This window comes from Chitinophaga barathri (assembly GCF_003807585.1).
GTDB lineage: Bacteria > Bacteroidota > Bacteroidia > Chitinophagales > Chitinophagaceae > Chitinophaga > Chitinophaga barathri.
Genome location: NZ_RMBX01000013.1, coordinates 214456 through 226694 on the forward strand (window position 1 = coordinate 214456; position 12239 = coordinate 226694).

Here is a 12239-nt window from a genome sequence, read left to right on the forward strand (position 1 = left end):
ACCGTAATATGAAATTATCACAATTCAAGTTCGATCTGCCCTTAAACCTGATCGCACAACATCCTTCCAAGACAAGAGACGAGAGCCGCCTGATGATCGTAAACCGCGCCACAGGTAAAATTGAGCACAAGGTATTCAAAGACATCCTCGGTTATTTCAACGACAAAGACGTAATGGTGGTGAACAACACCAAGGTATTCCCCGCGCGCCTGTATGGCCGTAAAGAGAAAACCGGCGCTAAGATCGAGGTATTTTTGCTGCGTGAGCTCAATAAGCAGAACCGTCTCTGGGACGTGATCGTTGATCCCGCAAGGAAGATCAGGGTGGGAAACAAGCTGTATTTTGGAGATGATGAGAGCCTGGTAGCAGAAGTGATCGACAACACCACCTCCCGCGGCCGTACCATCCGTTTCCTGTTCGAAGGCAACGATGACGAGTTCAAAGCCGTGCTGGACAGCCTGGGTGAAACGCCCCTGCCCAAGTACATCAAACGTAAGCCGGAAGAAGATGACAAAGAACGTTATCAGACCGTTTACGCCAAGTACGAAGGAGCTGTGGCCGCGCCTACCGCCGGTCTGCACTTCAGCCGCGAGCTGATCAAACGCCTGGAGATCAAAGGTGTGAAATTTGCAGAAGTAACCCTGCACACAGGTCTTGGTACTTTCCGCCCCATTGAGGTGGAAGACCTGAGCAAGCATAAAATGGATGCGGAATATTTCCACATCGATGAATATGCGGTGAAGATCGTGAACAAGGCGAAGGAAGACAACCGCAAGATCTGCGCTATCGGTACCACTACCGTTCGCGCCGTAGAATCGTCCGTAACTGCCCAGAACCATCTGAAGGCAGCCGAGGGCTGGACGAACACGTTCATCCACCCGCCGTACGACTTCTCTATCCCGAATGCACTGGTGACCAACTTCCACCTGCCCAAAACCAGCCTCCTGATCATGGTGTGCGCCTTTGCCGGCTACGACCTGATCATGGAAGCATACCAGCAGGCCATCAAGGAAAAATACCGCTTCTTCAGCTATGGTGACGCGATGCTCATCATCTGATGAAACACAACATTACCGGAAAGGCAAACAGTATCACGCTGTTTGCCTTTTTTTATAAAAATTGTTTTACTTCGTATTCATGGCAGACAGGATCAAAGTAGCCGTTATAGTTGCCGGAGGTTCCGGTACCCGCATGGGCAGCGCCACGCCGAAACAGTTTATGGAAATAGGCGGTAAGCCCCTGCTGTATCATACCATCAATGCTTTTTTGCAGGCGTACGACGATATGCATATCGTGCTGGTGGTGCCGGAAACACACCAGGCGTATATTGCCACACTGCTCACTGCTTTTGACAGGCCGCCTTCCGTTGCCCTGGTTCATGGCGGGGAAACGCGTTTTCATTCTGTAAAGAACGGGCTGGCAACTATCCGCCAGCCAGCCGTCCTGTTTGTACATGATGGTGTGCGACCTTTGCTGAGCCCTTCGTTGATCCGCCGATGTTATGAAAGCGCGCTTGCGAAAGGCAATGCCATTCCGGCGGTGGAAATGAAAGACAGCCTGCGTGAAGTGGACGATGAAGGAAATATGGCGGTGGACCGGAGCCGCTTCAGAATTATACAAACGCCCCAGACATTTTTATCCGAAGTGCTGTTGCCTGCATTTGAGCAGCCATACGATCCCTTATTTACAGACGAAGCCAGTGTAGTGGAAAGGGCCGGTGAAGAGATACACCTGGTGGAAGGAGAGGAGCAGAACATCAAGATCACACGCCCCGTGGATCTTGCGATAGCCAATGCTTTCCTGGCCGGGCATGGGTTGTAGACGGTTATTGTTTGACAAACCCCAGTTCTTCCGCTTTTGTAACATCGCTCTCCCGCACGCTGATCCTGATCTGGTAATTGGAAGGGCTGGAACAGGAGGCATACATTCCTTCATCACCGGTCTTGACATATGCTATTGTCTTTATGCGGATACCTCTTTTGTCTTTCAGCCATTGAGTGAGCCTGTATTCGTAATTGTCGCGGCCGACAACCTCGGAGGACCAGGGGTTGGCGCATTGTGTTTCATTGATTGCCATGCTGATATAAGGCGTGGTGTCCTGGTTGCGTTTACAGGCGGTTGTGCATAACATCAGTGCCAGCATACTCCATAGTATAGTTTTCATCATTTGAGGTTTAGGATGAAACGGGAGCGGGGGCGAAAAGGTTACAGTACTGGCTGGAATGGGATTGCGCCGCGTCGGTTCCCCGCTTTAATGAAGCGGGGCGGCGGCAGGTCTTTGGTTTAGCGTGCCGGTTACTCCGATTGCTGCTGCCCTTTCCCGATCTTATAGAGTATCTGGTGCGCGGCGTCAAGCGCCTGGAAACCATCTATGATGTTTACGGGCACGGGTTTGTTTTCCAGGATGGCGTCGCGGAACAGCTCCAGTTCCATGCGGATGGCGTTGGATTGTTTGATCTCGGGATTGGCGATGGCGATGGTCTTTTTGCCGTTGTTCGTGGCAATGTCCAGCGTAAAGAGGCCTTCGTCCGCCGGGGTTTTGAGTTTGATGATCTCGGTCTTTTTATCCAGGAAGTCGATACCAATGTAAGCGTCTTTCTGGAAGAGGCGCATCTTCCGCATCTTTTTGAGGGAGATGCGGCTGGAGGTGAGGTTGGCCACGCAGCCGTTGTGAAACTCGATGCGTACGTTCGCAATATCGGGGGTGTCGCTCATCACGGCCACACCGCTTGCGGAAATGCGGCTGATGCTGGATTTCACGATGCTCAGCACGATGTCTATATCATGGATCATCAGGTCAAGGATCACGCTTACGTCCGTACCGCGCGGGTTGAATTCCGCGAGGCGGTGCACTTCGATGAACATAGGATTGAGATACACTCCTTTCAGTGCGAGGAATGCGGGGTTGAACCTTTCCACATGCCCTACCTGGAATTTGATATTGGCTTCTTCCACCAGCTTAAGCAGCAGTTTGGCCTCTTCCATGGTATTGGTCATGGGTTTCTCTACAAATACATGTTTCCCGTTGCGGATGGCCATTTCGCACAGTGAAAAGTGCTGGGTGGTAGGGGCCACGATATCTACCGCGTCTGAAGCCATGATCAGCTCTTCGGCGGAATCAAAACGTTTGATCTCGTATAGGTCGTGAACGCCCCGGGCATTATCCTCACTGGGGTCAAAAAATCCCACCACTTCCACATCTTTCATTGTCGCAAGCTGGGATAAATGGATCTTGCCTAAATGCCCTACACCGAACAAACCTATTTTGAGCATGATTTGATTGAGTTTTTATGGAAAATTCCTGCAAATGTAACAAAACCGCATGTTATTACTTTATATATTAATTCTATATTGCCTCAATTAGTTCCATGCGTTTTTTCTTCCTGATCATATTGCCCCTGATGCTGACGGTAAACCATGCGTTTGCGCAGGCCTGTCCGCAGATGGGGCAGACTCCTCAAAGTGCATTTCCCATCTGCGGTACGAGGGAGCTAAAACAGGCGTCTGTACCGCTTTGCGCGGGCCGGAGGATCAATATGCCTTCCTGCCGGGACGCTGTGCCGCCGACCGAATTCACTGACAGGAATCCTTTCTGGTATAAATTCACCTGTTACCAGGCGGGCTCGCTGGGTTTCACTATCACGCCAAACGATCTCGGGGATGATTACGACTGGCAATTGTTTGACGTCACCGGCCGCAATCTGAACGAGGTGTACACCAATGCATCCATACAGGTAGCAGGCAACTGGAGTGAAATAGAGGGTCTCACCGGCGCGAACAATACCGGCACGCGCCTGATGAACTGCGAAGGCAGGGCCTATCCTAAATGGAGTAGTATGCCTACGTTGCAGGTAGGACACGAATATCTTTTACTGGTAAGCCACTTCACCAACACACAAAGTGGTTATGAGCTGGCCTTTGGCGGCGGATCCGCCGTGATCACCGATCCCAAACCCGGGGAGTTCGCCAATGCGGAATACCGTTGTCTCAATAACAGGATCACGGTCAAGCTGAACAAGCTATTCCGCTGCAATACCCTGGCCGCGGACGGCAGCGACTTTGTACTGACCGGAAGCACTGCCGGTATCACCAGTGCGGCAGGCGTGAACTGCGGAACCGGTTTTGATATGGATTCCGTGGTGCTTACGCTGGACCGGCCTTTGCCCGCCGGGAATTACACCCTCCAGGTAAAAACCGGCTCCGACGGCAATACTCTCCTGGACGCCTGCGATAATCCCATTGCCGCGGGCCGGAGCATTGCCATCAGCGTGCCCATTCCGCAGGCGGTACCTTTTGACAGGATCGAACAGGTAGGCTGCAAGCCGGACAGGATCAGGGTGCTGCTCAGCGATCCCGTGCTGTGCAGCTCCGTAGCCGCCGACGGCAGCGATTTCAGGATCAGCGGTACCGGTCCGGCGGTGAGCGTCATAGCGGCCACTACTACCTGTGCCGGCCAGCTGACGGATACGATCGACCTGTTGCTCAACGGCCCGGTGTACCTGGAAGGCAATTTCAGGATAGACCTGGTACGCGGCGCGGACGGCAATACGCTTATCAGCGAATGCAGCGTGGAAACCTCGCTCGGCCAGATGGTGCCTTTTATTACAAAAGACACGGTGAATGCCCGCTTCGATAACCGGGTGAGACTGGATTGCGTATACGACACGATTTTCCTTCACCACAACGGCGCCCATGGCGTAAACTCGTGGAACTGGGCTTTCGAGGATGGTGATACCCGTACGGACCAATCACCGGTGAAAGTGTACACCTTATTCGGTCAGAAAACGGTGATGCTGAAAGTGAACAACGGCGTCTGCGAAGCGGAGCATACAGAAAACATCCTGTTGAACAATACGCTGATCGCGGCTTTCAGGATAGGTACGCCTGTCCTCTGCCCGCTTGATATGGCAACTTTTACCAACGAAAGTATCGGCAACATCACCGGTCATCGCTGGGATTTTGGTTTTGGCCCGGGTACGCGGCTGGTCACGCCACAGCCGCTGCGCTTCCCTATAGCGGGCCGGGAGCAGGTATACCAGGTGAGGCTGATCGTGACGGACGATCTCCGGTGCGAAGACACGGTGATCCATACGCTGAAAACCGTCCCGAGCTGCCGGGTGGCGGTGCCTACGGCCTTCAGCCCGAATAATGACGGTGTGAATGACTTCCTGTACCCGTTGAACGGGTATAAGACGGCCGACCTGGTGTTCCGGGTATTTGCCCGCAATGGCCAGCTGGTGTTTGAATCCCGTAGCTGGTCGCAAAAATGGGATGGCAGGATCAACGGCTCTCCTGCTGCGGTAGGCACCTATGCCTGGATGTTGGAATATACAGATACGGAGTTAGGCAACCGGGTATTCCAGAAAGGTGTGGCGACGTTGTTGCGGTAGCCTGGGTCATTTTCCGTCCGTCCGCCGTCCCCGGCGTCTCATTTTCTCCATCACTATCAGTCATCCATCAGGCCATCTTCAAGCAGGCTGAAATATCCGGCATCGGTGACGATGATGTGATCCACGACGGCTATATCCAGCATTTTTCCGCCTTCTTTCAGTTTCCGGGTGATGCTCACGTCTGCCCTGCTGGGCCGCAGGTTGCCGGAGGGATGGTTGTGTACCAGGAAAAGCCTGGTGGCCTTGTGGCTGAGGGCGGCTCCGAAAACAATCCTGGGATCTACGGTAGTGGACGTGATACCGCCCGTGCTGATGCAGGCGTGATGGAGCAGGCGGTTTGCCTGGTTGAGGAAAAGCACGTAAAAGCTTTCGCAGCAATGATCTGCAAGTAACGGCCGCAGCCAGGCGGAGGCTTCCCTTGCCGTACGGACAAGTGGTTTCCGGAGCAGGGGGCTTATTTGTTTGCGCCGGCAAAGCTCCAGGGCGGCCAGTATCCGGACGGCCTTTTTGATGCCGATGCCGTGAAAACGCTGCAATTGTGCAACTTCCAGGCGGCTCAATTCGGAGAGGTTATTGCCGCAGCTGCAAAGGATCTCTTTGGCCAGTTCGAGGGCGGATTGTGTTTTGTTGCCGCAATTGATGAGGATGGCCAGGAGCTCCGCATGGCTAAGCGTCCGGACGCCGTTGTGAAGGACCTTCTCACAGGGCCGGTCTTCTTCAGCCCAGTGTTTGATGGCCGGCAATAAACGTTTGGGCGGCAGGTACGTACTAATAGGGGGCAACAACCCGGGGCTAACAATCATCCTTTTTTCCATACCACCAATTTACAACTTCCCTTCTGGTTTGCTAACATTTTTAGCATTTTCTTTTCCACAACCCCTCCGGATTTTTTTTACGCATATCCACTATAAAAGTCATAGTTTTGCAACCTCTTTCTTTATCATGAATCCATCGGTAAAAATCTTTACAGGGAACAGTAATCCCGCGCTGGCAGAGCGCATCGCCGCCAGGTATGGAAACGGGCTGGGCAAGGTGAATATTCAGAAGTTCAGTGACGGCGAGTTTCAGCCGGTATTTCTGGAAAGTATCCGCGGCCACTACGTTTTTCTCGTACAGGGCACCAATGCGCCTTCTGACAATCTCATGGAGCTGTTGCTCATGATAGACGCCGCCAAACGCGCCTCCGCGGGTTACATTACGGCTGTTATTCCTTATTTCGGGTTTGCCCGCCAGGACAGGAAAGACAAACCGCGCGTGGCCATAGGCTCCAAACTGATAGCCAACCTGCTCACGGCGGCGGGGGCTAACAGGGTGATAACCATGGACTTGCATGCTCCCCAGATACAGGGGTTCTTTGACATCCCGGTGGACCACCTGGACAGTTCGGCCATTTTTATCCCCTATATAGAGAATCTGAAGCTGAAAAACCTTACCTTTGCGTCCCCTGACGTGGGTTCTACCACCCGTGTGCGCGAAGTGGCGAGCTATTTCAACGCTGAAATGGTGATCTGCGACAAACACCGTAAGAGAGCGAATGAAATCGCTTCCATGGTGGTGATAGGAGATGTGACCGATAAAGATATTGTGCTGATAGATGACATCTGCGACACGGCGGGGACCCTTACCAAATCAGCCGCCCTGCTGATGGAAAAGGGAGCAAGGAGCGTAAGGGCGTTCTGTACCCACCCGGTATTCAGCGGCAAGGCGTATGAGAACATTGAAAATTCGGTGCTGGATGAACTGGTGGTATGCGATACCATCCCGCTCAAACAGCAGAGCTCTAAGGTAAAAGTGATCAGCGTGGCAGACCTCTTTGCAGTGGCTATCCGCAACATGCACGAGAACAAGTCCATCACCAGCCTTTTTGTTCACAGCAACCGCCGGATGCAATAAACCAGTATATTCTTTTATATCATAAATGTTTAAACAATGAAAACAATAACCATCGAAGGACAACTCAGGAGCGAATTCGGCAAACAAGCCACCCGCCTTCTCCGTTCTGAGGAAAAAGTGCCTTGCGTTATTTACGGGGGTGCGGAAACTGTGAGCTTCTCAGCTCCTGCGACTGCTTTCAAAAACCTGGTGTACACTGCTGAGTTTCAGCTCGCTGAAATCAAAGTGGACGGTAAAACTTTCCGTTGCATCATGAAGGACCTGCAGTTTGACACCGTTACAGACGAGCTCACGCACGTGGACTTCCTGGAACTGGTAGACGACAAAAAAGTAGTTGCCACCCTGCCGCTGAAACTCACCGGCCAGTCCATCGGCGTTAAAGGCGGTGGTAAACTGGTAGTGAAAATGAAGTCTCTGAAGGTGAAGGCCCTGCCTAAAGACCTCCGCGAGAACCTGGAAGTGGACATCACTAACCTGGACCTCAACGAAAACATCCGTGTTGAAGACGTGAAAGCGGAAGGCGTGGAAATCCTCAACTCTCCCCGTATCCCGGTTGCTTCCGTTGTAATGACGCGTCAGCTGAAACAGGAAGAAGCTGCTGCCGAGAAGGATGCCAAGAAGAAATAAATTGGCAAAATATTTATATAATGAAGCCCGGCGTAAATTCAGCCGGGCTTTTTATTTTTGGCATCCTGTTATCGCAAACCGCGTAACAATTGTAGCATGAAATATCTGATTGTAGGATTAGGAAACATAGGAACGGACTATCATCACACCCGTCACAACATTGGTTTTGATGTGGCGGATGCATTCGCGGCAAAACACGGCGCCCTGTTCAGAAGCGACAGGCTGGCCGATGTAGCCGAGATCAAATGGAAAGGGCGCATACTGGTAGTGATAAAACCAACCACTTATATGAACCTCAGCGGCAAAGCCGTGAAATATTGGATGGACAAAGAAAAGATCCCGGTGGAAAATACGCTGGTGATCCTGGATGAGCTTGCACTGCCACTTGAAGCGATCCGCCTCCGCCCCGGAGGCAGCGATGCCGGCCACAACGGCCTCAAAAGCATACAGGAATCCATTGGTACCAACCAATACCCCCGCCTCCGCTTCGGTATCGGCAACGATTTTCCGAAAGGCCGGCAGGTGGATTACGTATTGGGAAGATGGACCGCAAAAGAGGAACCTGTGGTGCAGCAAAAGATCGATAAATGCACAGAAGTGATCGAAAGCTTTGCTTCTATTGGTTTACAACGATCTATGAACAATTATAACAACCTTACTTTTCCATTATAGAAGTAAATTGTATATTTCATGCCTGAAAGGTACCCCTACCTTAACCGCTATAGGTCATGATCCGTGTACCACTGATCGTTATATCACCTGAGCATTGAAGATGCCAATCCGGATGATAGTACGCACAGTGGGCAATGTATTGTGGACTATGGGTCAAACCATAGGCTTTATTAACCTTACAAAATACACGCATTATGAAAATTATCTGCGTTGGAAGAAACTATGCCAAACATGCAGAAGAATTGAAGAACGAAGTGCCCTCCGAACCCGTGATTTTCATGAAACCAAAGAATGCCCTGCTGCAGAACAACCATCCTTTCTATTATCCGGAATTCACGGATAACCTTCACTATGAATGCGAACTGGTGTTGCGGATATCAAAAAACGGGAAACACATTCAGGAAAGATTTGCCAGTAAGTACTACGACAGTATTTCCGTTGGGATCGACTTCACGGCCAGGGACCTCCAGGAAAAACAGAAATCGAAAGGCCTGCCCTGGGAAATAGCCAAATCGTTCGATAATTCCGCTGTAGTAGGTAAGTTCATTCCCATTACGGAAGAAACAGATCTGAAAGACCTGAACTTTTGCCTTTACAAAAACAAGGAAATTGCACAACAAGGGAACACAAAGGACCTCCTGTTCACGTTCGACAAGCTTATCGCCTATATCTCAAGATTTTTCACGCTCAATATCGGTGATCTCGTATTTACAGGCACTCCCGAAGGAGTAGGCCCGGTTGAGATCGGAGACTCTCTTGAAGCATTTATTGAGAATGACAGCCTGCTTGAATTTATGGTAAAGTAGCCCTGAATGGAAAAAGTTAAAATTAAAAAGTTAAAAGGACGGGCTTTTTCCTTTTTAATTTTTTCTTTTTAAGGGATATTGGCATAGATCACGTCCAGTATCCGGGTCAACTCGTTATAATCTCTCTCGCTCAGGTTATTCCAGCCTGTTTTCCTCATTTCCAGCACCAAAGGGCGAACGTCCTTGTACTTATTCACGCCCTGCGGCGTCAGCTGCACAAATACCTTCCGGCGGTCGTCCGTAGACCCCTGCCTTTCTACCAGGTCTTTTTTCACCAGCAATTCAATGATACGCGACACCGTTGTGATATCCTTCGAGGTGAGACGGGCTAACTCATTGTGGGTTATTCGTTTATGCTTATACAGGTTCTCGATCAGCAACCACTGGTCCACCGTAATGTCCATCTGCCGGGCATCAAAATTCTTCTGCCAATAGTTACGAATTTTTTTGAGGGTAGCATCCAGCTTAAAAAAAGATGGATTGCTCACAAAAGTGTCGTGCATATTAATTAATTTGCAGTAGCAATAGTTGTTATAGCAACTAATATTCAGTCTGGCTCTACATACACCAAAACGCTGTTACGTGCTTAAAGATAACATAAGCCTTCCGACTTTTAAAGCCACTATTACTCACCGGGAAAGGGACCAGGAGTTCCAGGCCTTGCTGCTGCGGGTTTACCGCCTCATGTTCACCGCCCGGACCATGTCTGAAAAGTACGAAGCCAACCGTTCCATCTGCAAATACGTGCATTCCACCTCCGCAGGGCACGAAGCCATCCAGATAGCCGCCGGTATGCTGCTGAAAGCCTGTGATTATGTGAGCCCCTATTACCGGGACGACAGCATGATGCTCGCCATGGGTTACGCGCCCAAAACGCTGATGCTCCAGCTACTGGCCAAAGGCGACGATCCTTTCAGCGGCGGGCGTTCGTATTATTGTCACCCCAGCGGCCGCCAGCCGGGCAAGCCCACTATTCCACACCAGAGCAGCGCCACCGGTATGCAGGTGATACCCACCACCGGCATGGCCCAGGGTGTGCAGTACCTGGAAAACGCCGGCCTGCTGGACAGCACGGACAAACCAGTGGTGCTCTGTTCCCTCGGAGATGGCAGCGTTACCGAAGGAGAGGTGAGCGAAGCCCTGCAATTTGCCGTGTTAAAAAACCTTCCCATCATCTACCTCGTGCAGGACAATGAATGGGGAATTTCCGTGAGCGCGGAAGAGGCCCGCGTGATGGATGCATTTGAATATGCAGCAGGCTTTAAAGGCCTGGAACGCATCCGCGTAGACGGTAGTGATTTTGAAGCCAGTTACCATGCGATGGAATCCGCCATACGTTACGTACGCTCCGCGCGCAAGCCGGTACTGGTGCATGCCACCACACCGCTGCTTGGTCATCATACTTCGGGCGTAAGAAAAGAATGGTACCGCACCGCTGAGGATTATGCCAAACACGTTTCCCGCGACCCGCTGCCGCGGCTTAAACAGTTGCTGGCAGACCAGTCCGATATCCGGCTGATAGAAGAAGAGGCGATAATTGAAGTAAATGAAGCGTTTGAAGAAGCCGTGAACAGCCCTGATCCGGCTATTTCCACGGTAAAAGGCCATGTGTTCGCGCCTACTCCCGTAACGGAGGAGACGGGTACCCGCACACCTGCCGGCGGCAGCAAAGTGGTAATGGTAGACGCTGCGCTGCATGCCATTGAAGAGATCATGAGCGTTTATCCCGAATCGATCCTTTTTGGCCAGGACGTAGGCCGAAGGCTGGGCGGCGTATTCCGCGAAGCCGCTACACTGGCCGAAAAATTTGGTGATCACCGTGTTTTTAATACTGCCATCCAGGAAGCATATATTATCGGCAGCACCGCGGGATTGTCCGCCGTGGGTGTGAAACCTATTGTGGAAGTGCAGTTCGCGGATTATATCTATCCCGGCTTCAACCAGCTGGTAACAGAAATCTCAAAAAGCTGTTATTTATCCGTGGGCAAATTTCCCGTGCAGACGCTCATCCGTATCCCCATCGGCGCGTACGGCGGCGGAGGGCCTTACCACTCCGGCTGTATTGAAAGTACGTTGCTGACCATCAAAGGCATCAAGGTATGTTACCCTTCCAATGCCGCGGACCTGAAAGGCCTGATGAAAGCCGCTTTCCTCGATCCAAACCCGGTGATCATGCTGGAGCATAAAGGTCTTTACTGGAGCAAAGTGCCCGGCACGCTGGAAGCCATGACCATCGAACCGTCTTCCGATTATATTCTCCCCCTCGGCAAAGGCAACACGGTGACGTCCGCAGATGAAGGCATGACCATCGTCACATACGGAATGGGTGTATACTGGGCGAAAGCCGCCGCCGCAAAATTCCCCGGCCGCGTAGAGATCATCGACCTGCGCACGCTATACCCGCTGGATGAAGAGCTGGTATTTTCTTCCGTGCGCAAACTGGGCAAATGCCTGGTGCTGACGGAAGAACAACTGACCAACTCCTTCGCGGAATCCTTTGCCGCGAGAATTTCCAAAGCCTGCTTCCGCTGGCTGGATGCGCCGGTATATACACTCGGCGCGCTGGACCTGCCGGCCGTTCCGCTAAACATGACGTTGGAGAAAGAGATGTTGCCGACGGCGGATAAAGTGACGGAATGCGTGCGGGAAATACTGGAATTTTAAGTTTCCTTTTTTTATCTTTGGCCTTCCAAAAATTGGCGAGGTAGCTCAGGTGGTTAGAGCGTTGGATTCATAACCCAAAGGTCTCGGGTTCAACTCCCGATCTCGCTACGAGGCTCCCTTAAAGGGGGCCTTTTTTTATGCACCGCCTATGACATATACCGTTACACCTTTTACTCTCGAAAATTAA

Annotated in this window: 12 protein-coding genes and 1 tRNA gene; 9 read left to right on the forward strand and 4 right to left on the reverse strand. The window is 51.5% G+C overall.

Annotated features, from left to right (window positions below):
* The first annotated feature begins 8 nt into the window (after positions 1-8).
* Both queA and EG028_RS22540 read left to right on the forward strand, forming a co-directional pair.
* Entirely contained in the window at positions 9-1058 is a 1050-nt protein-coding gene (gene queA, locus EG028_RS22535; protein WP_120518472.1) for a tRNA preQ1(34) S-adenosylmethionine ribosyltransferase-isomerase QueA, read from the forward strand.
* Between the two features lie 79 nt (positions 1059-1137).
* Complete coding sequence (locus EG028_RS22540) at positions 1138-1821, forward strand: 2-C-methyl-D-erythritol 4-phosphate cytidylyltransferase (RefSeq protein WP_120518646.1); 684 nt, start codon at positions 1138-1140, stop codon at positions 1819-1821.
* A 4-nt stretch (positions 1822-1825) separates the two neighbouring features.
* Here the strand turns inward: EG028_RS22540 and EG028_RS22545 are convergent, their stop codons facing one another.
* Both EG028_RS22545 and EG028_RS22550 read right to left on the reverse strand, forming a co-directional pair.
* On the reverse strand, positions 1826-2164 hold the full coding sequence (locus EG028_RS22545; protein WP_123864763.1) for a hypothetical protein: 339 nt from the start codon (positions 2162-2164) through the stop codon (positions 1826-1828).
* A 131-nt stretch (positions 2165-2295) separates the two neighbouring features.
* Positions 2296-3273 (reverse strand): Gfo/Idh/MocA family protein, encoded by a 978-nt coding sequence (locus EG028_RS22550; RefSeq protein ID WP_120518470.1) that lies wholly within the window; start codon positions 3271-3273, stop codon positions 2296-2298.
* Between the two features lie 95 nt (positions 3274-3368).
* Here EG028_RS22550 and EG028_RS22555 point away from each other — a divergent pair, with 95 nt between their 5' ends.
* Positions 3369-5390 (forward strand): T9SS type B sorting domain-containing protein, encoded by a 2022-nt coding sequence (locus EG028_RS22555; protein ID WP_120518469.1) that lies wholly within the window; start codon positions 3369-3371, stop codon positions 5388-5390.
* A gap of 56 nt (positions 5391-5446) precedes the next feature.
* On the opposite strand, the gene radC is transcribed toward EG028_RS22555, so the two are convergent.
* Positions 5447-6205, reverse strand: a complete 759-nt coding sequence (gene radC / locus EG028_RS22560) for a RadC family protein (protein ID WP_241559195.1) — start codon at positions 6203-6205, stop codon at positions 5447-5449.
* 127 nt (positions 6206-6332) lie between these two features.
* On the opposite strand from radC, the gene EG028_RS22565 reads away from it, so the two are divergent.
* The 4 genes from EG028_RS22565 to EG028_RS22580 all read left to right on the forward strand — a co-directional run bounded on the left by EG028_RS22565 (position 6333) and on the right by EG028_RS22580 (position 9388).
* Complete coding sequence (locus EG028_RS22565; RefSeq protein WP_120518468.1) at positions 6333-7283, forward strand: ribose-phosphate pyrophosphokinase; 951 nt, start codon at positions 6333-6335, stop codon at positions 7281-7283.
* A 36-nt stretch (positions 7284-7319) separates the two neighbouring features.
* Entirely contained in the window at positions 7320-7910 is a 591-nt protein-coding gene (locus tag EG028_RS22570; protein WP_120518467.1) for a 50S ribosomal protein L25, read from the forward strand.
* A 96-nt stretch (positions 7911-8006) separates the two neighbouring features.
* Complete coding sequence (pth, locus tag EG028_RS22575; RefSeq protein ID WP_120518466.1) at positions 8007-8582, forward strand: aminoacyl-tRNA hydrolase; 576 nt, start codon at positions 8007-8009, stop codon at positions 8580-8582.
* Positions 8583-8776: 194 nt separating this feature from the next.
* Complete coding sequence (locus EG028_RS22580; protein WP_120518465.1) at positions 8777-9388, forward strand: fumarylacetoacetate hydrolase family protein; 612 nt, start codon at positions 8777-8779, stop codon at positions 9386-9388.
* Positions 9389-9456: 68 nt separating this feature from the next.
* Here EG028_RS22580 and EG028_RS22585 read toward each other — a convergent pair whose 3' ends face one another.
* On the reverse strand, positions 9457-9891 hold the full coding sequence (locus tag EG028_RS22585; protein ID WP_206614497.1) for a MarR family winged helix-turn-helix transcriptional regulator: 435 nt from the start codon (positions 9889-9891) through the stop codon (positions 9457-9459).
* Positions 9892-9970: 79 nt separating this feature from the next.
* Here EG028_RS22585 and EG028_RS22590 point away from each other — a divergent pair, with 79 nt between their 5' ends.
* Both EG028_RS22590 and EG028_RS22595 read left to right on the forward strand, forming a co-directional pair.
* Positions 9971-12052: an alpha-ketoacid dehydrogenase subunit alpha/beta gene (locus tag EG028_RS22590; RefSeq protein WP_241559194.1), complete on the forward strand. Its 2082-nt coding sequence runs from the start codon at positions 9971-9973 to the stop codon at positions 12050-12052.
* Positions 12053-12086: 34 nt separating this feature from the next.
* Positions 12087-12160, forward strand: a tRNA-Met gene (locus EG028_RS22595).
* The last annotated feature ends 79 nt before the right edge of the window (positions 12161-12239 follow it).

Excerpts from the sequence above, each read along its gene's own strand:
- EG028_RS22580 (WP_120518465.1), top strand. The coding sequence starts at position 8,777 with ATGAAAATTATCTGCGTTGGAAGAAACTATGCCAAACATGCAGAAGAA.
- EG028_RS22540 (WP_120518646.1), top strand. The coding sequence starts at position 1,138 with ATGGCAGACAGGATCAAAGTAGCCGTTATAGTTGCCGGAGGTTCCGGT.
- pth (WP_120518466.1), top strand. The coding sequence starts at position 8,007 with ATGAAATATCTGATTGTAGGATTAGGAAACATAGGAACGGACTATCAT.
- radC (WP_241559195.1), bottom strand. The coding sequence starts at position 6,205 with ATGGAAAAAAGGATGATTGTTAGCCCCGGGTTGTTGCCCCCTATTAGT.
- EG028_RS22570 (WP_120518467.1), top strand. The coding sequence starts at position 7,320 with ATGAAAACAATAACCATCGAAGGACAACTCAGGAGCGAATTCGGCAAA.
- EG028_RS22565 (WP_120518468.1), top strand. The coding sequence starts at position 6,333 with ATGAATCCATCGGTAAAAATCTTTACAGGGAACAGTAATCCCGCGCTG.
- EG028_RS22585 (WP_206614497.1), bottom strand. The coding sequence starts at position 9,891 with ATGCACGACACTTTTGTGAGCAATCCATCTTTTTTTAAGCTGGATGCT.
- queA (WP_120518472.1), top strand. The coding sequence starts at position 9 with ATGAAATTATCACAATTCAAGTTCGATCTGCCCTTAAACCTGATCGCA.
- EG028_RS22545 (WP_123864763.1), bottom strand. The coding sequence starts at position 2,164 with ATGAAAACTATACTATGGAGTATGCTGGCACTGATGTTATGCACAACC.
- EG028_RS22555 (WP_120518469.1), top strand. The coding sequence starts at position 3,369 with ATGCGTTTTTTCTTCCTGATCATATTGCCCCTGATGCTGACGGTAAAC.
- EG028_RS22550 (WP_120518470.1), bottom strand. The coding sequence starts at position 3,273 with ATGCTCAAAATAGGTTTGTTCGGTGTAGGGCATTTAGGCAAGATCCAT.